17 protein-coding genes are annotated in these 20,665 nt (G+C 61.4%); 11 read left to right on the plus strand and 6 right to left on the minus strand.

The genetic code is table 11. The features are described from left to right. Positions 1–268: 268 nt before the first annotated feature. On the plus strand, positions 269–781 hold the full coding sequence (locus GIV35_RS02140) for a glycine cleavage system protein R (RefSeq protein ID WP_003194815.1): 513 nt from the start codon (positions 269–271) through the stop codon (positions 779–781). A 222-nt stretch (positions 782–1,003) separates the two neighbouring features. Here the strand turns inward: GIV35_RS02140 and rarD are convergent, their stop codons facing one another. The 5 genes from rarD to GIV35_RS02165 form a co-directional block, all read right to left on the minus strand. Beyond that, positions 1,004–1,888 carry an EamA family transporter RarD gene (gene rarD / locus GIV35_RS02145; protein ID WP_034128856.1) on the minus strand — a complete coding sequence of 295 codons (885 nt, stop codon included), beginning with the start codon at positions 1,886–1,888 and terminating at the stop codon, positions 1,004–1,006. 161 nt (positions 1,889–2,049) lie between these two features. Then, complete coding sequence (locus GIV35_RS02150) at positions 2,050–3,024, minus strand: serine/threonine protein kinase (RefSeq protein WP_034128855.1); 975 nt, start codon at positions 3,022–3,024, stop codon at positions 2,050–2,052. A gap of 161 nt (positions 3,025–3,185) precedes the next feature. Beyond that, positions 3,186–5,084, minus strand: a complete 1,899-nt coding sequence (locus GIV35_RS02155) for a PhoX family protein (protein WP_223023247.1) — start codon at positions 5,082–5,084, stop codon at positions 3,186–3,188. A 79-nt stretch (positions 5,085–5,163) separates the two neighbouring features. Further along, positions 5,164–5,928: a TOBE domain-containing protein gene (locus GIV35_RS02160; RefSeq protein ID WP_198714407.1), complete on the minus strand. Its 765-nt coding sequence runs from the start codon at positions 5,926–5,928 to the stop codon at positions 5,164–5,166. Between the two features lie 58 nt (positions 5,929–5,986). Next, positions 5,987–6,724, minus strand: a complete 738-nt coding sequence (locus GIV35_RS02165) for a ComF family protein (protein WP_213154432.1) — start codon at positions 6,722–6,724, stop codon at positions 5,987–5,989. Between the two features lie 92 nt (positions 6,725–6,816). Between GIV35_RS02165 and bioB the strand changes: the two genes are divergently transcribed. From bioB to GIV35_RS02215, 10 genes are all read left to right on the plus strand, one after another. Continuing rightward, on the plus strand, positions 6,817–7,872 hold the full coding sequence (bioB, locus tag GIV35_RS02170) for a biotin synthase BioB (RefSeq protein ID WP_014720209.1): 1,056 nt from the start codon (positions 6,817–6,819) through the stop codon (positions 7,870–7,872). Positions 7,873–8,018: 146 nt separating this feature from the next. Beyond that, complete coding sequence (gene bioF / locus GIV35_RS02175; protein ID WP_105228764.1) at positions 8,019–9,200, plus strand: 8-amino-7-oxononanoate synthase; 1,182 nt, start codon at positions 8,019–8,021, stop codon at positions 9,198–9,200. Then, complete coding sequence (locus GIV35_RS02180) at positions 9,193–9,924, plus strand: alpha/beta fold hydrolase (RefSeq protein WP_014720207.1); 732 nt, start codon at positions 9,193–9,195, stop codon at positions 9,922–9,924. Before bioF ends, GIV35_RS02180 begins: the two co-directional genes overlap by 8 nt. Further along, positions 9,917–10,729 (plus strand): malonyl-ACP O-methyltransferase BioC, encoded by an 813-nt coding sequence (gene bioC, locus GIV35_RS02185; protein WP_096144778.1) that lies wholly within the window; start codon positions 9,917–9,919, stop codon positions 10,727–10,729. The genes GIV35_RS02180 and bioC overlap by 8 nt, the downstream gene beginning before the upstream one ends. After that, positions 10,726–11,406, plus strand: a complete 681-nt coding sequence (gene bioD / locus GIV35_RS02190; protein WP_034128848.1) for a dethiobiotin synthase — start codon at positions 10,726–10,728, stop codon at positions 11,404–11,406. The genes bioC and bioD overlap by 4 nt, the downstream gene beginning before the upstream one ends. A 106-nt stretch (positions 11,407–11,512) precedes the next feature. After that, positions 11,513–11,794, plus strand: a complete 282-nt coding sequence (locus GIV35_RS02195) for a pyrroloquinoline quinone biosynthesis protein PqqE (protein ID WP_236264065.1) — start codon at positions 11,513–11,515, stop codon at positions 11,792–11,794. Positions 11,795–12,131: 337 nt separating this feature from the next. Then, the gene (locus GIV35_RS02200) at positions 12,132–13,937 is read left to right on the plus strand and encodes a phenylacyl-CoA dehydrogenase (protein WP_034128845.1); all 1,806 of its coding nucleotides are present in this window, start codon (positions 12,132–12,134) and stop codon (positions 13,935–13,937) included. A 220-nt stretch (positions 13,938–14,157) separates the two neighbouring features. Continuing rightward, positions 14,158–15,447, plus strand: coding sequence for a GGDEF domain-containing protein (locus GIV35_RS02205; protein ID WP_034128844.1), 1,290 nt, complete (start codon positions 14,158–14,160; stop codon positions 15,445–15,447). 90 nt (positions 15,448–15,537) lie between these two features. Further along, positions 15,538–17,307 carry an acyl-CoA dehydrogenase C-terminal domain-containing protein gene (locus GIV35_RS02210; RefSeq protein WP_236264063.1) on the plus strand — a complete coding sequence of 590 codons (1,770 nt, stop codon included), beginning with the start codon at positions 15,538–15,540 and terminating at the stop codon, positions 17,305–17,307. 248 nt (positions 17,308–17,555) lie between these two features. Continuing rightward, positions 17,556–19,334: an acyl-CoA dehydrogenase C-terminal domain-containing protein gene (locus GIV35_RS02215; protein ID WP_105228762.1), complete on the plus strand. Its 1,779-nt coding sequence runs from the start codon at positions 17,556–17,558 to the stop codon at positions 19,332–19,334. Between the two features lie 226 nt (positions 19,335–19,560). Here the strand turns inward: GIV35_RS02215 and GIV35_RS02220 are convergent, their stop codons facing one another. Then, the gene (locus GIV35_RS02220) at positions 19,561–20,460 is read right to left on the minus strand and encodes a LysR family transcriptional regulator (RefSeq protein WP_105228761.1); all 900 of its coding nucleotides are present in this window, start codon (positions 20,458–20,460) and stop codon (positions 19,561–19,563) included. Positions 20,461–20,665 lie beyond the last annotated feature (205 nt).

Below are 20,665 nucleotides of genomic sequence, written 5' to 3' on the forward strand. Positions count from 1 at the left end.
GTGCACGGTTGGGCATACTACATGATGACTTGCGGTTGTGAAAATTAGACTAAATACGTCGTTTAGCGACCCACTTTGGTCGTACGGTCACAGCGGAGAACCGGATGTTCTCAAAAAACTATTGGATTGTTCCAGATAAATATCAAAATGGTACACGATTTGTCTGTGAGAGCTGGCTTGCCTGGGATGGACGTTAACGATCACGCGTACCTTCTGGATATACGCGGCATGTCTATAATCGAGGATCAACCAACCGAGGGACTGCGCCATGGACCATCTTGTACTCACTATTATCGCCGCCGACAAACCCGGCCTGGTTGAACGCATCGCGCAGAACATTGCCAGTCATGGCGGTAACTGGCTGGAAAGCCGCATGGCGCATATGGCCGGGCAGTTTGCCGGGATCCTGCGGGTGAGCGTGCCGAGCGAGCAGCGCCAGGCATTGGTGGGGGCATTGGAGGATTTATCCACCCATGGCATTCGCGTGTTGGTGGGTGAGGGCAGCAGCGGGCAGGCATCGGCGTCCAAGCCGATCCTGATGACCCTGGTGGGCAATGATCGCTCGGGCATCGTGCGTGAGATCACCGCGCTGCTGAGCCAGCAGGGCGTCAACCTGGAACGCCTGAGCACCGATGTGCGCCCGGCGCCCATGAGCGGTGATCCGCTGTTCAACGCCGAGGCGTTGTTGCAAGTGCCGGCCACGCTATCGCTGGAAACCCTGCAAGAGGCTTTGGAAACCTTGGCCGATGACTTGATGGTGGAGTTGCGTCAGGAGGAATAACGATCCACAAGGTTATGCAGGAAAATCTTGCATGGGCCTGTGGATAACCTGTAGAGACCCGACGCCAGGCCACGCCCGCCGGCCCTCTGCGCAAGTTGAGCAAAAAACGAGCAGTTTCAAGGGCTTGTGCACAAATGGCGGGGATCAGGTTGTGGATAACCTTTGGGTGGAACGCTGCAAGCCACGAAAGCCGTGGCTTGCAGAGATTTGTACGTTATTTGATCAGCGTTTGCGCACAGTCAGCCAGGCATCCAGGCTGTACACCACCAACCCGGCCCAGATAAAGGCGAAGGCGATCAGCGTGCTCGGCGCCAGGTGTTCACCGAACAACAGCACGGCTTCGAGCAACACCAGCGTCGGCGCCACATACTGCAAAAAGCCCAGGGCGGTGTAGGGCAAGTGCCGTGCAGCGGCGTTGAAGCACACCAGGGGAATCAGCGTCACCGGGCCTGCGGCCACCAGCCACCAGGCTTCGGAGGTGCTCCAGAACGCCAGTTGCGCGCTGTGGGCGGTCGGGTTGAACAGCAACCAGGCGACGGCAATGGGTACCAGCATCCAGGTTTCCACCACCAGGCCTGGCAGCGCCTTGACCGGCGCCTGCTTGCGGATCAAACCGTAGAAGCCGAACGTCAGCGCCAGCGCCAGCGACACCCACGGCAGGCTACCGACTTGCCACACCTGCTGCGCCACACCTACCGCTGCCAACCCCACGGCTACCCATTGCAAACGGCGCAGGCGCTCGCCGAGGATCAGCATGCCCAGCAGCACATTCACCAGCGGGTTGATGTAGTAACCCAGGCTTGCTTCAAGCATGCGCCCGGTGTTCACCGACCACACATAGGTCAGCCAATTAGCGGCGATCAACGAACCGCTGAGGGCCAGGATCGCCAGGCGCTTGGGGTTGTCGCGCAGTTCGCGAAACCAGCCGGGATGTTTCCACACCATCAGCAACAGCCCACCGAACAGTGCCGACCACAATACGCGGTGCACAATGATCTCGGCGGCGGGCACGCTGGCGATGGCTTTGAAGTAGAGCGGGAATAGACCCCAGATGACATAGGCGCTCAGGCCCAGGATGTACCCCTTGCGGGGGTTGGCGGCTTGCATTGCAGAATCCTTGCTCAGGCAGCTAACAAAGCGCAATTGTAAGGATATTTGTCAGACAATGGGCGCCGCTTTTTGGTGGGAGCTGGCTTGCCTGCGATAGCAATAGTGAAGTCACCGCCGCCATCGCAGGCAAGCCAGCTCCCACAGGAGGCAGGGCCAGGTCAGAAGAGCTTCAGCGGTTCTTCATTGAGCGCCGACAGTTGCTCGCGCAACGCCAGCACCTGGTCGCCCCAATACCGCTCGCTGCCAAACCACGGAAAGCTATGGGGAAACGCCGGGTCGTCCCAGCGTCGTGCGAGCCAGGCACTGTAGTGCATCAGGCGCAGGGCGCGCAGCGGCTCGATCAGCGCCAGTTCGCGCGGGTCGAAGTCGTGGAATTCCTGATAGCCGTCCATCAGTTCCGAGAGCTGGCCGAGGCATTCCTGGCGGTCGCCAGCCAGCATCATCCACAGGTCTTGCACCGCCGGGCCCATGCGGCAGTCATCCAGGTCGACGATATGGAACATCTCGTCGCGGCACATCATGTTGCCGGGGTGGCAGTCACCGTGCATACGGATGTTCTTGTGCGGCGTGGCCTTGTAAACCTCTTCCACACGCTTGAGCAGGTCGCGGGCCACGGACTCGTAGGCCGGCAACAGGCTTTTGGGAATGAAGTTGCCTTCAAGCAAGGTGGTGAGGGAGTCGTGACCGAAATTCTTCACCCCCAGGGCTTCGCGGTGTTCGAACGGGCGGGTGGAGCCCACCGCGTGCAAACGCCCCAGCAGTTGCCCAAGTCGGTAAAGCTGATCGAGGTTGCCCGGCTCCGGCGCGCGGCCGCCACGGCGGGGAAACAGGGTGAAGCGGAAACCTGCGTGTTCGAACAGGCTCTCGCCGTTGTGGATCAATGGGGCGACCACCGGTACATCGCACTCGGCCAGTTCGAAGGTGAAGCGGTGTTCTTCCAGGATCGCCTCGTTGGTCCAGCGCTGGGGGCGATAGAACTTGGCGATCAGCGGTTCGGCGTCTTCGATGCCCACTTGGTACACGCGGTTTTCGTAGCTGTTGAGCGCCAGAACCCGCGCGTCGCTGAGGAAACCGATGCTTTCGACGGCGTCGAGCACCAGGTCTGGGGTGAGTGTTTCAAACGGATGGGCCATGCGAACTCCTGCGCGCAGCAGGGCGCCGCGTCCGGCCGGGTATGGTAACAGCATAGATAGGCGGTGGCTGTGCGGACGCCTTCGCAGGCAAGCCAGCTCCCACACTGGCATGTATTTACACATCGAGATGTGGGAGCTGGCTTGCCTGCGATAGCGGTCTATCAGGCGCCTACGATCCCGCCATCATCCCGCCGAATCGCCATCACCGACGACCGCGGTTTGCCATTGGGCAGGTGTTCCGGCCAGGTCGAGCCACCGGTTTCCCCTGGGTGCTGAATGCCCACGAACAACGTTTTCTGGTCCGGCGAAAAGCTGATCCCCGTCACTTCACACGCCACCGGCCCCACCATGAAGCGACGGATTTCTCCAGTGCTCGGGTCGGCGCACAGCATCTGGTTATTGCCCATGCCCGCAAAGTCGCCGGCGTTGCTGTAGTCGCCATCGGTCAGGATCCACAGGCGCCCGGCTTTGTCGAAGCCCAGGCCGTCGGGGCTGTTGAACATGTTTTGCGGGTTGATGTTGGACGAGCCGCCCTTGGGGTTGCCGGCATGTACGCCGGGGTTGCCGGCCACCACGAACAGGTCCCAGGTGAAGTCCGTGGCACCGTGGTTATCGGCGTCGGCTTTCCAGCGCAGGATCTGGCCGTATACGTTCTTCTCCCGTGGGTTGGGGCCGCCTACCGGCTGGCCCTCTTCGCCGCGCTTGGCGTTGTTGGTCAGGGTGCAATAGACCTGGCCGTCGGTGGGGCTGACCACGATCCATTCCGGGCGGTCCATGCGTGTGGCTTTCACCACGCTGGCGGCCAGGCGCGCATGAATCAGTACCTCGGCCTGGTTGGCGAAACCGCTGCTGGCGTCGATGCCGTTTTTGCCATGGGTGATTTCAACCCACTGGCCTTTGCCCTTGGGGTGGTCGGCGTTGCCGTCGCCCGCGTCGAAGATCGCCACGTACAAGGTGCCGTGGTCGAGCAGGTCTTTGTTGGCCTTCGGGTTGTTGTGGTTGATCTGATCGCGGCTGATGAACTTGTAGATGAATTCACCGCGCTCATCGTCGCCCATGTACACCACGGCGCGACCGTCACGGGTTTCGGCGAGGGCCGCGTTTTCGTGTTTGAAGCGCCCCAGCGCCGTGCGTTTGACTGGCGTGGATTGCGGATCGAACGGGTCGATTTCCACCACCCAACCATGGCGATTGAGTTCGTTGGGGTTCTTGGCCATATCAAAGCGCGGGTCGTGCTGATGCCAGTTGATGTCTTTGCTGGCGGCCACCACGCCGTAGCGCTTCTGCCCTGCGTCGAAGGTTTGCTGCGGGTTGCTGCTGCCGAAGCAGTCGGTGAAGTTTTCTTCGCAGGTCAGGTAGGTGCCCCACGGCGTCTTGCCGTTGGCGCAGTTCTGGAACGTGCCGAGGACTTTTTTGCCGCTCTTGTCTGCGCCGGTTTTCAGCCAGTCATGGCCGGCGGCAGGGCCACTCAAACGGATCGGTGAATTGCCGTGGATGCGCCGGTTGTAGCGCGAATCCTGGACGAACTGCCAGGTGTCACCCTTGCGGCGCACTTCGATCACCGACACGCCTTCGCTGGCCAGGGCTTTGCGCACGTCTTCGGCAGATTGTGGCGCGCCGCCGTGGGCGTAGAGGTAGCGATAGTTGGTGTATTCATTGTTGATCGCCATCAGCGCGCGGTTGTCGTCACCGGGGAATGGAAACAGGCTCATGCCGTCGTTGTTGTCGCCGAACTGTTGTTCCTGAGCCTTGGCGGTGCCATGGCCGGACGGGTCGAAAGCCGGGGCGTTCTTGTGCAGGGGCTGGCCCCAACTGATCAACACCGAAGCACTGTAGCCCGGTGGCAGGGTGATGGTGTCGCTGGTGGCGGCGGCGATGCTGGTGAACCCCAGCAACGGGCTGGCGGTAGCGGCATTCACGGCCAGGGCGCTGCGGCTCAGCAGGTTGCCGCCGAGAAACATCGCGGCGCCGCACAGGGCGCCTGCGCCGATAAAGCGACGGCGGGTCAGGCCCACCATCTGTTCAAGGTCGGTGGCTTGGTTTTCTTCTAATAGGCTCATCACAGGCTCCTTAAGGTTTTTGCAGACACCTTAAGCAGCGCTTGTGACCGAATTGTTGCAGCTTGAAGACGCGCGCCCGTTACACCGGGGTGCCAAGCAATACATGGCTGGGTGCAAACTGCACGCGGATCGGCTGGCCCTGCGCTGCATCAATGGCCTTGAGTGCGACGGGCGGCGCCAGCGCGCACAACACTTGGCCGTTGGGCAGGGCAATACGTACTTCGCTGGGGCCGTCTTCGGCGGCGAGAATGGTCTCGATCCTGCCTTCCAGGCAATTGTGTCCAAGTGTTTCAGCTTGCCCGTCCGCCAGTAATTCAAGCCACCCGGCCTTGATCAGGGCCACTACTTCAACACCGGTCTGCAGTTCCAGGCGCAGGGTGCTGTCGTGGGTGATCTGTGCGTCGAGGTGCAGGCCGCCGGCCAATTGCAGGCGGATCATGTCGTTGTGGCCATGGCTCTCTAGGGTGCTGACCTGGCCGTGCAATTGGTTGCGCGCGCTGGTGCGCAGCATCAAACGGCCCAGCAGGTTGAAGTCGCTGGCCGCTTCGTCCGAGCCAAGGATCTCGGCCTGAAGCAGTTGCAGGCGCTGATAGAGGCGCAGCACCCGTTCGCCTTCCTGAGTCAGTTTGGCGCCGCCACCGCCCTTGCCACCGACGCTGCGTTGCACCAGCGGTTTTTGCGCCAGGTTGTTCAGTTCATCAATGGCGTCCCAGGCGGCCTTGTAACTCAGCCCGGCACTCTTGGCCGCACGGGTGATGGAGCCCTGCTCGGCGATATGCCCCAGCAAGGCAATACGCTGGGGGCGGCGGATGATGTGTTGGCTGAGAGGGCTGGGCACAGACATGGCAGATACGCTTGGGTGAGATGCGCCGACGTTGCCGCGCTGGCGCAGGGGAGTCAAGTCAGCTGCCGGGTTTGGGCGTACGGGCCAGGCAATACACATCCACCTGGCGCGCGCCGGCGTTTATCAACAAGCGCGCCAGGCTGTGGGCCGTGGCGCCGGTGGTGAGGACGTCGTCTACCAGCGCCAGATGTTGCCCGGCGACCTGGATGCCGGGGGCCAGTGCGAAGGCGTTGAGCAGGTTGCGTTTGCGGGTCTTGGCATCGAGGTCTTGCTGCGCCACGGTTTCATGGGGGCGTAAGAGCGCGTGTTCATCAAAGGGAATGTCGAGGGCGTGATTGAGCCAGCGGGCCAGCATCAACGCTTGATTAAAGCCGCGTTCGCGCAGACGTTTGCGCGCCATGGGCACCGGTAGCAGGCAGTCGGGGCGCTCCAGTTCGGCGTTATCGAAGCGATGCTGCAAGTGCTGCCCCAGCAGGCGCGCCAGCAAGTGCCCCAGCGGCCAACGCGCCTGATGCTTGAAGCGGCTGATCAGGGTGTCCACGGGAAAACTGTAGGTCCATGGCGCGACCACCTGGTGAAAGGCCGGTGGCTGTTTTTGGCACTGGCCGCAGAGCAGTCCGTCCATGGGTAAGGGCAGTGCGCAGCGTTCGCACTGTTCCATCAGCCATGGCAATTCTGTTTCGCAGGCGCTGCACAGGGGCTCGTCTGATTCGATGCACTCATCGCAGATCAAACAGGGTTGTATGCTTTTTAACCAGATGTAAACTTGGTGTTTGTGCTCAGGTTGACAGTGCATGAATCTTCCTTAAATATGCCGAGCATCCGTGTCGTGCCTGTGGGTATTGCCTTTCCCACAGCGCTTGCCAAAGCATAATCAAGGAATCGCCCATGAGCGCCAGCACCTCTGCCACCCTGCGTCACGATTGGTCTTTAGCTGAAGTCAAAGCCCTGTTCGTGCAGCCCTTCAACGACCTGTTGTTCCAGGCGCAGACCGTGCACCGCGCGCATTTCGACGCCAACCGCGTGCAAGTGTCGACGCTGCTGTCGATCAAGACCGGCGCCTGCCCGGAAGATTGCAAATATTGTCCGCAGTCGGGCCACTACAACACTGGCCTGGAAAAAGAGAAGCTGATGGAGGTGCAGAAGGTCCTCGAAGAGGCCGCACGTGCCAAGGCCATCGGTTCGACGCGTTTCTGCATGGGCGCGGCATGGAAACATCCGTCGGCCAAAGACATGCCCTATGTGCTGGAAATGGTCAAAGGCGTGAAGGCCATGGGCCTGGAAACCTGCATGACTCTCGGTCGCCTTGACCAGGACCAGACCGAAGCCCTGGCCCAGGCCGGCCTGGACTACTACAACCACAACCTCGACACCTCGCCGGAGTTCTACGGCTCGATCATCACCACCCGCACCTACAGCGAGCGCCTGCAAACCCTGGCGTACGTGCGTGACTCGGGGATGAAGATCTGTTCGGGCGGCATCCTTGGCATGGGCGAGTCTCTCGACGACCGCGCCAACTTGCTGATCCAGTTGGCCAACCTGCCGGAGCATCCGGAGTCGGTGCCGATCAACATGCTGGTGAAAGTGGCGGGCACGCCGTTGGAAAACGCCGATGACATCGACCCCTTCGATTTCATCCGCATGCTGGCGGTGGCGCGCATCCTGATGCCGCAGTCCCACGTGCGCCTGTCGGCTGGCCGCGAAGCCATGAATGAGCAGATGCAGGCCCTGGCCTTTTTTGCCGGCGCCAACTCGATCTTCTACGGCGACAAACTGCTGACCACCGCCAACCCCCAGGCGGACAAGGACATGCAACTGTTCGCACGCCTGGGCATCCTGCCCGAAGCCCGTGAAGAGCATGCCGATGAAGTGCATCAGGCGGCGATCGAGCAGGCGTTGGTGGAGCAAAAGAGCAGCGAGCAGTTCTACAACGCTGTGGTGTAACCACCTTTGGAATGCATTCCAGTGTGGGAGCTGGCTTGCCTGCGATGGCGGCGGCACTTTCAGTATTGAAGTGTCAGAAGGACCTCTATCGCAGGCAAGCCAGCTCCCCCATTGGATTGAGTTGAACCTGTTAAATCGAGGCCAGCATGTCTTTCGATCTCGCCGCGCGCCTCGCTGCCCGCCGTGCCGACCATCTTTACCGCCAGCGCCCCTTGCTGCAGAGCCCCCAAGGCCCGCACGTGGTGGTGGACGGGCAACCGTTGTTGGCCTTCTGCAACAACGATTACCTCGGCCTGGCCAATCACCCGCAAGTGATCGAAGCCTGGCGCGCCGGTGCGTCCCGCTGGGGCGTGGGCGGTGGCGCTTCGCACTTGGTGGTGGGCCACGCCACACCGCACCATGAGCTGGAAGAAGCCCTGGCTGACTTGACCGGTCGCCCGCGTGCCTTGCTGTTCACCACTGGCTACATGGCCAACCTCGGCGCGGTCACGGCGCTGGTGGGGCAGGGCGATACGGTACTGGAAGACCGGCTTAACCACGCGTCCTTGCTGGATGCCGGTTTGCTGTCCGGTGCGCGTTTCAACCGCTATCTGCATAACGACGCGGGCAGCCTGGCCAAGCGCCTGGAGAAAGCCACCGGCAATACCTTGGTGGTCACCGACGGTGTGTTCAGCATGGACGGCGACCTCGCCGACCTGCCCGCGCTGGCCCGTGAAACCAAGGCCAAAGGTGCCTGGCTGATGGTGGATGACGCCCATGGCTTCGGCCCGCTGGGCGCCAATGGCGGCGGCATCGTCGAACATTTCGGCTTGAGCCAGGAGGACGTGCCCGTGCTGGTTGGCACCTTGGGCAAAGCGTTCGGCACCGCCGGGGCCTTCGTGGCCGGCAGTGAGGACTTGATCGAGAGCCTGATCCAATTCGCACGCCCGTATATCTACACCACCAGCCAACCACCGGCACTGGCCTGCGCCACCCTCAAAAGCCTGGAACTGCTGCGCAGCGAACATTGGCGACGCGAGCACCTCAACGCGTTGATCCGCCAGTTCCGTCGCGGCGCCGAGCAGATAGGCCTGGCGTTGATGGACAGCTTTACGCCGATCCAACCGATCCTGATTGGCGACAGCGCCCGGGCACTGCGCCTCTCGCAGATGCTGCGCGAGCGTGGCTTGATGGTGACTGCCATTCGCCCACCGACCGTGCCCGCCGGCAGTGCCCGTCTACGGGTGACATTGACGGCGGCCCACAGCGAGGCGCAGGTGCAGCTATTGTTAGATGGGTTGCAAGCGTGTTTTCGTTTGTTAGACGCCTCGGAGCCCGGCTATGCGTAATCGACTGATCCTGCTACCGGGCTGGGGCCTGGGTGTGTCACCGCTGGAACCGTTGGCCGCTGCGCTGCACGGCCTGAACGAGCACTTGCAGGTACAGATCGAACCCTTGCCGGCGCTGCAGGCCAGCGAACTCGGTGAATGGCTCGATGAGCTCGATGCGACGCTGCCGGACAATGCCTGGCTCGGGGGCTGGTCGCTGGGCGGCATGCTCGCGTCCGAGTTGGCGGCACGCCGTGGCGAGCGGTGCTGTGGCTTGCTGACTCTGGCGAGCAACCCGTGTTTCGTCGCCCATGACGGCTGGCCCCATGGGATGCCTGCGGAAACCTTCGACGCATTTCTGGCCGGCTGCCATGCCGATTCCCAGGTCACGCTCAAGCGCTTTGGGCTGTTGTGCGCCAAGGGTGCCGAAGACCCGCGCGGCTTGTCGCGGTTGTTGGTCAGCGGTGCGCCGAATACTTCCCCCAGCGTCTTGATGCCCGGCCTGGAACTGTTGGCCCAACTGGATACGCGGGCGGCCTTGCAGGCCTTTCGTGGGCCGCAGTTGCACCTGTTTGCCGGCCTGGATGGGCTGGTGCCTGCCGAAGCCGCCAGTGACCTGCTGGCCTTGCTCCCCGATGTAGAAATCGGCCTGATTGAACAGGCCGGTCACGCGTTTCTTCTGGAAGACCCTCACGGAGTTGCCGGGGCCATCCAGGCTTTTTTGCATGAGTGTGTCGATGACTGACCTATCCCACCCGCCCTTGCCAGGGGGCTTGCCGGACAAGCGCCAGGTCGCGGCCTCGTTCTCCCGTGCGGCGGCCAGTTACGACAGCGTGGCCGAGTTGCAGCGTGCGGTCGGGCATGAACTGCTCAGCCGTTTGCCTCACGGCCTGGCGCCACAGCGTTGGCTGGACATGGGCTGCGGCACGGGCTACTTCAGCCGCGTACTGGGCGAGCGTTTGCCCGGTAGCCAGGGTGTGGCGCTGGACATTGCCGAGGGCATGCTCAACCACGCGCGTCCACTGGGCGGCGCCGCGCACTTTATAGCCGGTGATGCAGAACGCTTGCCGCTTACAGCTGACAGCGTTGAGCTGCTCTTCTCCAGCCTCGCGGTACAGTGGTGTGCCCATTTTGATGCGGTGCTCAGCGAAGCCCGGCGTGTGCTGCGACCAGGTGGCGTGCTGGCCTTTGCCAGCCTGTGCGTAGGCACCCTGGATGAGTTGCGCGAGAGTTGGCGGGCGGCGGACGGGCTGGTCCACGTCAATCGCTTCCGCACCTTCGAGGTTTATCAGCAACGGTGTGCGGCCAGTGGCTTGCGCGTGATCAGCCTGGAGCGACAGCCCCACGTATTGCATTACCCGGATGTGCGCAGCCTGACCCATGAGCTCAAGGCATTGGGCGCCCACAACCTCAACCCAGGCCGCCCGGGAGGGTTGACGGGCCGTGCGCGGATTGTCGCGTTGGTAGAGGCCTACGAGCAGTTCCGCCAGGCCCAGGGCCTGCCCGCCACGTACCAAGTGGTGTATGCCGTACTGGAGAAACCGTTATGAGCGCCGCTTACTTCATCACCGGTACAGACACCGATGTTGGCAAGACCACCATCGCCGCCGGCCTGTTGCATGCGGCCAGGCTTTCCGGCAAAAGCACGGCCGCCGGAAAGCCGGTGGCGTCGGGCTGCCAACTGACGGCCCAGGGCCTGCGCAATGCCGATGCCTTGGCGTTGCTGGCCGAGTGTTCAGTGCCGCTCAGTTATGCCGAGGTCAACCCGGTGGCCTTCGAGCCAGCTATCGCGCCGCATCTGGCAGCGCGCGAGGCGGGCGTCGGGCTCACGGTGCAATCGCTGCTCAAGCCGATGCAGCAGATCCTGGCACGGGGCGCGGACTTCACCTTGATCGAAGGGGCAGGCGGTTGGCGCGTGCCCTTGGCCGACCAGGCCAACCTGTCGGACCTGGCCATGGCGCTCAAACTGCCGGTGATCCTGGTGGTAGGCGTGCGCCTTGGGTGCATCAGCCACGCGTTGCTCACCGCCGAAGCCATCGCACGGGATGGCTTGCCGCTGGCGGGCTGGGTGGCAAATATCATCGACCCCAAGACCTCTCGTCTGGAAGAAAACCTCGCCACCCTGGCTGAGCGCCTGCCCGCGCCTTGCCTGGGGCGAGTGCCGAAACTCAAGCACGCCGGGGCTGGCGCGGTGGCCGAGTACTTGGAACTGGACCTGCTTGACTGATTTTGGCTATCGCCAAGGCAATATGCCATTAGTGTTTTTGACGGGCCTTTTGCCAGGATGTCTGGTTCAATCGGGCTTCACGATTCTCTAAAGGCAGGCTTACGCCATGGAAATCTCTGGAAGCAGCGCGTTTTATTCGGGCCTGAGCAGCATTCAGACCGGGCAGAACCGTGTCGACCAGGCGGCCGGCAAGATTGCCAGCGCCGCGACCACCCAGCCATCGGCCGCGCAAAGCGACCGTCTGCAAGCCAATGACCGTGCCCAAGCGTCCAATTCGGCGAGCAACATGGTGGAAATGGCCCAGGGCAAGTTTCAAATCGAGCTGGGGGCGAAAGTCGCCAAGGCTTCGGACGAAATGCGCGGTACGTTGATCGATACCTACGCTTAACTTCTCTATCGTACGCCCGCTTCTCTCTGTGGGAGCTGGCTTGCCTGCGATAGCATCAACGCGTACTGCCTGATACACCATGGCGCCTGCATCGCAGGCAAGCCAGCTCCCACAGTCGTTCTGCGACATTCTGCTCTGTACTTTTACCTTCCTTGAATCATGAGGCATCCCCCGCCGCAGGCCTCGCCGTGCCTGGCTGACCTGCGTCAAGACAAACGGCATCTGGCCGACGCTTGACAACCCTGGGTCGTAAACGTATGTTTCAAACACCTGTTTGACCGCCATAAAAAATCCATGCGGTTGTTCATCCCAGTTACATCAGCAGAGGTTTATCGCTATGCCTGACTACAAGGCCCCCTTGCGTGATATTCGCTTCGTTCGTGACGAACTGCTCGGTTATGAAGCGCACTATCAGAGCCTGCCGGCTTGCCAGGACGCTACCCCGGACATGGTCGACGCCATCCTCGAAGAAGGCGCCAAGTTCTGTGAGCAAGTGCTGGCACCGTTGAACCGCGTGGGCGACATCGAAGGGTGTACCTGGAGTGAGTCAGGCGTTAAGACCCCAGCGGGCTTCAAAGAAGCCTACAAACAATTCGTCGAAGGCGGCTGGCCAAGCCTGGCCCACGACGTGGAGCATGGTGGCCAAGGCCTGCCGGAATCCCTGGGCCTGGCCGTGAGCGAAATGGTCGGCGAAGCCAACTGGTCATGGGGCATGTACCCGGGCCTGTCCCATGGCGCGATGAACACTATTTCCGAACACGGCACCCCCGAGCAGCAAGAGGCTTACCTGACCAAACTGGTGTCGGGCGAATGGACCGGCACCATGTGCCTGACCGAGCCACACTGCGGCACCGACCTGGGCATGCTGCGCACCAAGGCCGAGCCTCAGGCTGACGGCTCCTACAAAGTCTCCGGTACCAAGATCTTCATCTCGGCCGGCGAACACGACATGGCCGACAACATCGTCCACATCGTACTGGCCCGCCTGCCGGATGCACCGGCCGGCACCAAAGGCATCTCGCTGTTTATCGTGCCCAAGTTCCTGCCTAACGCCGATGGCTCGGTGGGCGAGCGCAACGCGGTCACCTGTGGTTCCCTGGAACACAAAATGGGTATCCACGGCAACGCCACCTGCGTGATGAACTTCGACGCGGCCACCGGTTTCCTGATCGGCCCGGCGAACAAAGGCCTGAACTGCATGTTCACCTTCATGAACACCGCTCGCCTGGGCACCGCGCTGCAAGGCCTGGCTCACGCCGAGATCGGTTTCCAGGGCGGCTTGAAATATGCGCGTGATCGCCTGCAAATGCGCTCCCTGACCGGCCCGAAAGCGCCGGACAAAGCCGCTGACCCGATCATCGTGCACCCTGATGTACGCCGCATGTTACTGACCATGAAAGCCTTCGCCGAAGGTAACCGTGCGATGGTGTACTTCACCGCCAAGCAAGTGGACATCGTCAAGTACGGCACCGACGACGAAGCCAAGAAACAGGCAGATGCCCTGCTGGCCTTCATGACCCCGATCGCCAAGGCATTCATGACCGAAGTCGGTTTTGAATCGGCCAACCACGGCGTGCAGATCTACGGTGGCCACGGCTTTATCGCTGAGTGGGGCATGGAGCAGAACGTTCGCGACAGCCGCATTTCTATGCTGTACGAAGGCACCACCGGCATCCAGGCGCTGGACCTGCTCGGCCGTAAAGTGCTGATGACCCAAGGCGAAGCGCTCAAGGGCTTCACCAAGATCGTGCACAAGTTCTGCCAGGCCAACGAAGGTAACGACGCGGTTAAAGAGTTCGTTGCACCGCTGGCGGCACTGAACAAAGAGTGGGGCGAGTTGACCATGAAGGTCGGCATGGCCGCGATGAAAGACCGTGAAGAAGTCGGTGCTGCCTCGGTGGACTACCTGATGTACTCCGGCTACGCCTGCCTGGCTTACTTCTGGGCCGACATGGCACGCCTGGCTGCCGAGAAACTGGCCGCCGGCACCAGCGAAGAGGCGTTTTACACCGCCAAGCTGCAGACTGCACGCTTCTACTTCCAGCGCATCCTGCCGCGTACCCGCACCCACGTGGCAACCATGCTGTCGGGCGCCAACAACCTGATGGACATGAAAGAAGAAGATTTCGGCCTGGCTTACTAAGCCTTACCAGGTTCTTCTAGAAACCGCCGCCTCCCTCGGGATGCGGCGGTTTTTTTGCATTTGTGTGGGAGCGCGTCTAAAAAACCGCAGTCCTGCACTCAGGGATTATGATGAGCTGCCGTTACAGTGATGGCAATGTGATACATGCTCGGTCGGTTGTGCTTAACTGATCGCTTAGCGGCACAGTGCCATTATTTGTTAGCGGGTCGGAGCTTTACCCTTGTCACGCGTGTCCGCTGTACGTTTCAGCCATTTTCTCCCTTCGCTGCTGCTGTTGCTGGCCGGGCTCTCGGCTGCGTACGTCAAGGACCTCAGCGTCTTCTTCACCTCGCTGTTCAACGTGCTGCCTACCCTGGTGCTGTTGCTCGGCGGCGCCTACTGCGCGGTGTATCGACGCCAGCGTGAACTGTTCTTGATGGTCACGGTTTACGTCGCCTATTACCTGCTGGATACCCAGACCGACTTCTACCGGGACAATGGCCGCGTGCGTGAAGACGCTGCGGTGGTGTTCCACCTGTGCTGCCTGCTATTGCCCTTGCTGTTCAGCATTTATGCGCTGTGGCAGGAAAAGACCCATCTGTTCCGCGACTTCGTCGCCCGCTGCGCGGTGCTGCTGGCGGTGGGCAGTGTGGCGCTGGCCCTGGAGCAGAGTTTTCCCCAGGCTTTGCTGGGCTGGTTGGCGGAGATCCGTTGGCCGATGCTGCATGGCGCCTGGATGAGCCTGATCCAACTTTCCTATCCGATGTTCCTGATCGGCTTTCTCACCCTGGCCGCCCAATACTGGTACCAGCCGCGCCCGCTGCACGCCGCACAACTGGTGGGGTTGCTGGGCATGTTCTGGATGTTGCCGCAAACCTTCATCCTACCGTTCACCCTCAACATCATGTGCAGCCAGGTGATGCTGATGATCGCTGCGGGGGTGGCGCACGAGGCGTATCAAATGGCGTTTCGTGATGAGCTCACCGGCTTGCCGGGGCGACGTGCGCTCAACGAGCGTATGCAGCGGCTGGGGCGCAACTATGTGCTGGCGATGAGCGACGTCGATCACTTCAAGCGTTTCAATGACACCCACGGCCACGATGTGGGCGACCAGGTGCTGCGCCTGGTGGCGAGCAAGCTGTCCAAGGTCAACGGCGGCGGGCGGGCCTACCGTTACGGCGGTGAAGAGTTTGCCGTGGTGTTTGCCGGCAAGACCCTGGATGAGTGCATGCCGCACCTGGAGGAGATCCGCGAGATCATCGCCAGCTACGACATCAAGTTGCGCAACCCGGACCGCCCCCAGGACGACCATCAAGGCCGCCAGCGCCGTGCGGGCAGCGGCGCGTCCAGTGTGTCGGTGACGGTAAGCATCGGCGTGGCCGAGCGCCAGGCCGAGCAACGCAGCCCCGACGAGGTGCTCAAATCCGCCGACCAGGCGCTTTACACCGCCAAGGGGGCGGGGCGTAACTGTGTGGTCGCAGCCGGGCAAACCCGCCGTGGCGCGGTGCGCATGGAGAGCGCTGCCGGTTGAGTAATGGCGGTGTATTCAGCAGCGCTACAGTGATTGTCCACGGCCATGGCCGGCAGTAGGTTAACCCTATCTGCTGCCGGAGACATTGCCATGCCTGAGTACAAAGCTCCCCTGCGCGACATGCGCTTTCTGATCGACACCGTATTCGATTTCCACGGCCACTACGCGGCCCTGGGCGCCACGGATGCCAGCCCGGACATGGTCAGTGCGATCCTCGAAGAAGGCGCCAGGTTCTGCGAAAACGTACTCGCGCCGCTCAATCGCAGCGGCGATGAAGAGGGCTGCCATTTCGATAATGGCGTGGTGACCACTCCCAAAGGCTTCAAGCAAGCCTTTGCCCAGTATGTGGAAGGCGGCTGGCACGGCGTGGCGGCAGACCCGGCCTACGGTGGCCAGGGCCTGCCCCATTCCCTGGGCCTGGTGCTGAGCGAGATGATTGGCTCCAGCAACACCTCCTGGGGCATGTACCCGGGCCTGACCCACGGTGCGATGTCGGCCATCCACGCCCACGGCACCGACGAACAGAAAGCCACCTACCTGAGCAAGCTCACTGCTGGCGAATGGACGGGCACCATGTGCCTGACCGAAGCCCACTGCGGCACTGACCTGGGCTTGATCAAGACCCGCGCCGTGCCTCAGGCGGACGGCAGTTACGCGGTCACCGGCAGCAAGATCTTCATCTCGGCCGGCGAGCACGACATGAGCGCCAATATCATCCACTTGGTGCTGGCCAAGCTGCCGGACGCGCCGGCGGGTACCAAGGGCATCTCGTTGTTTATCGTGCCCAAGTTCCATGCCGACTCCGGCGAGCGCAATGCGGTGCACTGCGGCTCCATCGAACACAAGATGGGCATCAAAGCCTCTGCCACCTGCGTGTTGAACTTCGATGGCGCCAAAGGCTATTTGATTGGCGAGGCGAACAAGGGCCTCAACTGCATGTTCACCATGATGAACCACGCCCGCCTGGGCACGGGAATGCAGGGCCTGTGCAACGGTGAAGCGAGCTTCCAGGGCGCGATCAAGTACGCCAACGACCGCTTGCAGATGCGCTCGCTGACCGGTGCCAAGGCCCCGGAGAAAGCCGCCGACCCGATCATCGTGCACGCCGATGTACGCCGCATGCTGCTGGCCATGAAGGCTTTCAACGAGGGCAACCGCGCGTTGACCTATTTCACCGCGCAACTGCTCGATACCGCGCACCTTGGCAGCGACGCTGGCCAACGCCAGGAAGCCGAGGACCTGTTGGCCTTCCTCACGCCGATCTGTAAAGCCTTCATGACCGAAACCGGCCTGGAGGTGACCAACCACGGCATGCAGGTATTCGGCGGCCATGGATATATTCGCGAGTGGGGCATGGAGCAACTGGCCCGTGACGCACGGATTGCGCCGATCTATGAAGGCACCAACGGCATCCAGGCCCTGGACCTGCTCGGGCGCAAGGTGCTGGGCAGCCAGGGCAAGTTGCTGCGTGGGTTTACCAAGATTGTGCATAAGTTCTGCGCGGCCAATGCCGAGCATGCGCAACTCAAGGCTCATGTGGCGCAACTCAATGAACTGAACCAGCAATGGGGCGAACTGACCTTGAAGGTCGGCACGGCGGCGATGAAAAACCCTGATGAAGTGGGCGCGGCGGCCATGGATTACCTGATGTACAGCGGTTACATCATCCTCGCCTACCTGTGGTTGCGCATGGCGATCGCGGCGCACGGCCAGGACGACCAAGGGTTTGCCCAGGCGAAGCTTGCGACCTGCGACTTTTATTTCAAGCGCTTGTTGCCGCGTACGGCCATGCACCGTGCTGCGGTAGAGGCAGGGAGCGAATGCCTGATGAAATTACCAGCGCAGGCCTTCGCACTGTAGAGGTCACTGATTGCTCGGGGTCAAAATGTGGGAGCGGGCTTGCCCGCGAATGCGCTGATCCAGTCAAAGATGTACCGACTGACACGCCGCATTCGCGAGCAAACCCGCTCCCACAATTGGTTTGTGTGACTTATAAATACTTAACGGTCACGAACGGACCCTATGTGTCTTAAAAGTTGTTCGGGTACACTCGGCGTCTGTAAAACCGATCCTATCGAATCACTTTTCACGTTCTCACGAGGTTTGCCATGGCTGATTACAAAGCGCCGTTGCGTGATATGCGCTTCGTCCTCAACGAAGTGTTTGAGGTCGCTAATACTTGGGCCCAGTTACCGGCATTGGCAGACAGCGTTGACGCCGAAACCGTCGAAGCGATCCTGGAAGAGGCCGGCAAAGTCACCGCCAAATCCATTGCCCCGCTCAGCCGCGGCGGCGATGAGCAAGGCTGCCACTGGGTGGACGGCGCCGTGACGACTCCCGACGGTTTTCCCCAGGCCTACAGCACCTACGCCGAAGGCGGCTGGGTAGGCGTGGGCGGCGACCCGACCTACGGCGGCATGGGCATGCCCAAGGCGGTGTCGGCGCAGGTTGAAGAGATGATCAACTCGTCGAGCCTGGCTTTCGGCCTGTACCCGATGTTGACCTCCGGTGCCTGTGTATCGATCAACACCCACGCCAGTGAAGAACTCAAGGCCACCTACCTGCCGAAGATGTATTCGGGTGAGTGGGCCGGTTCCATGTGCCTGACGGAAGCCCATGCCGGTACCGACCTGGGGATGATCCGCACCAAGGCCGAGCCTCAGGCGGACGGCTCCTACAAGGTCAGCGGCACCAAGATCTTCATCACCGGTGGCGAGCATGACCTCACTGAAAATATCATCCACCTGGTGCTGGCCAAACTGCCGGACGCACCGGCCGGGCCCAAGGGCATCTCGCTGTTCCTGGTGCCGAAGTTCCTGGTAAATGCCGATGGCAGCCTGGGCGCGCGTAACCCGGTGAACTGCGGCTCCATTGAACACAAGATGGGCATCCAGGCCTCCGCCACCTGTGTGATGAACTTCGACGAAGCCGTGGGTTACCTGGTCGGTGAGCCCAACCGTGGCTTGGCTGCGATGTTCACCATGATGAACTATGAGCGCCTGGGTGTTGGCATTCAGGGCCTGGCTTCTGGCGAGCGGTCCTATCAGAACGCGATTGAATATGCCCGTGACCGTCTGCAGAGCCGTTCCCCGCTAGGCGCACAGGCCAAGGACAAGCCGGCAGACCCGATCATCGTGCATCCGGATGTCCGTCGCATGTTGCTGACCATGAAGGCGGCGAACGAAGGCGGCCGGGCGTTTTCCACCTACGTGGCGACGCAGTTGGACATCGCCAAGTTCAGCGACGATGCGCAGGCGCGCGAGCGTGCCGATAACCTGGTGGCGTTGTTGACGCCAGTTGCCAAGGCATTCCTCACCGACCTGGGCCTGGAAACCACCGTACTCGGCCAGCAGGTGTTTGGTGGTCACGGTTACATCCGCGAGTGGGGCCAGGAGCAATTGGTGCGTGACGTGCGCATCACCCAGATCTACGAAGGTACCAACGGCATTCAGGCCCTGGATCTGATGGGGCGCAAGATCGTCGGCAGCGGCGGTGCGTTCTATACCTTGTTCGCCGATGAGATCCGACAGTTCATCGCCGCATCGGGCCCTGAGTTGGCCGAGTTCACCAAGCCGCTGGGTGTGGCAGTAGGTAACCTGGATGAGCTGACGGCCTGGGTGCTGGACCGCGCCAAGAGCAATCCTAATGAAATCGGCGCAGCCTCGGTGGAATACCTGCATGCCTTCGGCTACATGGCCTATGCCTATATGTGGGCACGCATGGCCAAGGCGGCGTTGGGCAAGGAAGGCGAAGAGGATTTCTACGCCAGCAAACTGGGGACTGCGCGTTTCTACTTTGCCCGTCTGTTGCCGCGTATCCACTCGTTGAGTGCGTCGGTAAAAGCCGGTAGCGAATCACTGTTCCTGATGGATGAAGCCCTGTTTTAAGGGGGAGGAGGGCGTGTAAGCATTCTCTTACATGACGTGCTGCTAATCGTCCTCTATCGCCATATTGGATCCACGGCTAATCTACTTCACATGGACGTCGCGCAGGAAGCGCAAAGCAACAACACGGACACGTAGGATTCTGCCAGGACGGCGGAGTGAAATGGATGTCAGGGAAACAGTCTGCAAAGCCCCGCTTCGGCGGGGTTTTCTTTTGCCCGCGAAAAAGTCAGGCGGTTGCCGGCGGGGCATTCATCACGTCTTCCAGCAGGGTGCGCAGCAACGCCACCGTCGCCTGCTGGCGTTGCACATCGCGGCATACCAACCCCACTTTCAGCGGCACCCTGGGCTCGCTCAAGGGTTTCCACAGCAGTGCCTTGCTATTGTGTTCGTCCTGGGAGCGCCCAGGCAGCACCGTCGCCAAGCGAGTGTGAGGCAGGCTGTCGAGAATGCCCACCATAGTATTGAGCTCCGCCTGCACTTGCGGACGCCGCCCGAGGTTGGACAGTTGGCCTTGCCAGATCTGCCGAACCTGAAACTCTTCCCCCAGCAGCAACATCGGTAACTCGGCGGCTTGTTTGAGCGAGACTTTCTTGAACTCGCGCAACGGATGATCTTCGGGTATCACCACCTTCAACTCGTCTTCATACAGCAGCACGCCGTGCAGGCCCGGCTGACGGGGTGGCAGGTAGCTGATGCCAATATCGAGTGAGCCATTGAGCAACCGCCGCTCAATCTCAAGCCCGGTCAATTCGTAGATCTGCACCACCAGATGGGGCTGGGCCTTGCGCACGCGCTCAAGCATCTGCGGCACCAGGCTGGTGTGCACGGTTTGCAGCACGCCGATGGCCAGGGTGCGCATGGCCTGGCCCTTGAAATTGCGCAGTGCCTCGACGGCTTGCTGCATACCATCAATGAGCGGTAATGCGTGGTTGTATAAGGTGTGGGCCGCCAGGGTCGGCAACAGGCGCTTGCTGCTGCGTTCGAACAGGCTGACGTCGAGGTTCTGTTCCAGTTGGCGAACCTGTTGCGACAGCGCTGGCTGGGAGATCGACAGACGCTCCGCGGCACGGCCTACGTGGCCTTCCTCATACACCGCGACGAAATAACGCAGTTGCTTGAAATCCATAAGGTTTGCTTATCGAAAAAGCTGGAAAATCGAAATGGCCGCTGGCCCCCGAGGCGCCTAGTCTAGCGCCTATTCGCAGGGCTTACAGGGCCGGATCGGACAATGAACAGCGTTTTTGTTGATAGCGTTTACATAGGCAAGGCAAAAAATCTGAAGGCCTCATTGGCAGGTGGCATCGACCAAGGTCAGGTTGCCAGCGGGGGTG

The organism is Pseudomonas sp. PA-1-6B (assembly GCF_021609545.1).
Classification (GTDB): Bacteria; Pseudomonadota; Gammaproteobacteria; order Pseudomonadales; family Pseudomonadaceae; genus Aquipseudomonas; species Aquipseudomonas fluorescens_BV.

What these genes read in the sequence shown, in the direction of transcription:
- GIV35_RS02150 (WP_034128855.1), bottom strand. Translation starts at nt 3,024, where the DNA reads ATGGCCCATCCGTTTGAAACACTCACCCCAGACCTGGTGCTCGACGCC.
- GIV35_RS02155 (WP_223023247.1), bottom strand. Translation starts at nt 5,084, where the DNA reads ATGAGCCTATTAGAAGAAAACCAAGCCACCGACCTTGAACAGATGGTG.
- GIV35_RS02210 (WP_236264063.1), top strand. Translation starts at nt 15,538, where the DNA reads ATGCCTGAGTACAAAGCTCCCCTGCGCGACATGCGCTTTCTGATCGAC.
- GIV35_RS02140 (WP_003194815.1), top strand. Translation starts at nt 269, where the DNA reads ATGGACCATCTTGTACTCACTATTATCGCCGCCGACAAACCCGGCCTG.
- GIV35_RS02180 (WP_014720207.1), top strand. Translation starts at nt 9,193, where the DNA reads ATGCGTAATCGACTGATCCTGCTACCGGGCTGGGGCCTGGGTGTGTCA.
- GIV35_RS02200 (WP_034128845.1), top strand. Translation starts at nt 12,132, where the DNA reads ATGCCTGACTACAAGGCCCCCTTGCGTGATATTCGCTTCGTTCGTGAC.
- bioF (WP_105228764.1), top strand. Translation starts at nt 8,019, where the DNA reads ATGTCTTTCGATCTCGCCGCGCGCCTCGCTGCCCGCCGTGCCGACCAT.
- GIV35_RS02195 (WP_236264065.1), top strand. Translation starts at nt 11,513, where the DNA reads ATGGAAATCTCTGGAAGCAGCGCGTTTTATTCGGGCCTGAGCAGCATT.
- GIV35_RS02160 (WP_198714407.1), bottom strand. Translation starts at nt 5,928, where the DNA reads ATGTCTGTGCCCAGCCCTCTCAGCCAACACATCATCCGCCGCCCCCAG.
- GIV35_RS02165 (WP_213154432.1), bottom strand. Translation starts at nt 6,724, where the DNA reads ATGCACTGTCAACCTGAGCACAAACACCAAGTTTACATCTGGTTAAAA.
- bioD (WP_034128848.1), top strand. Translation starts at nt 10,726, where the DNA reads ATGAGCGCCGCTTACTTCATCACCGGTACAGACACCGATGTTGGCAAG.
- rarD (WP_034128856.1), bottom strand. Translation starts at nt 1,888, where the DNA reads ATGCAAGCCGCCAACCCCCGCAAGGGGTACATCCTGGGCCTGAGCGCC.
- bioB (WP_014720209.1), top strand. Translation starts at nt 6,817, where the DNA reads ATGAGCGCCAGCACCTCTGCCACCCTGCGTCACGATTGGTCTTTAGCT.
- GIV35_RS02220 (WP_105228761.1), bottom strand. Translation starts at nt 20,460, where the DNA reads ATGGATTTCAAGCAACTGCGTTATTTCGTCGCGGTGTATGAGGAAGGC.
- bioC (WP_096144778.1), top strand. Translation starts at nt 9,917, where the DNA reads ATGACTGACCTATCCCACCCGCCCTTGCCAGGGGGCTTGCCGGACAAG.
- GIV35_RS02215 (WP_105228762.1), top strand. Translation starts at nt 17,556, where the DNA reads ATGGCTGATTACAAAGCGCCGTTGCGTGATATGCGCTTCGTCCTCAAC.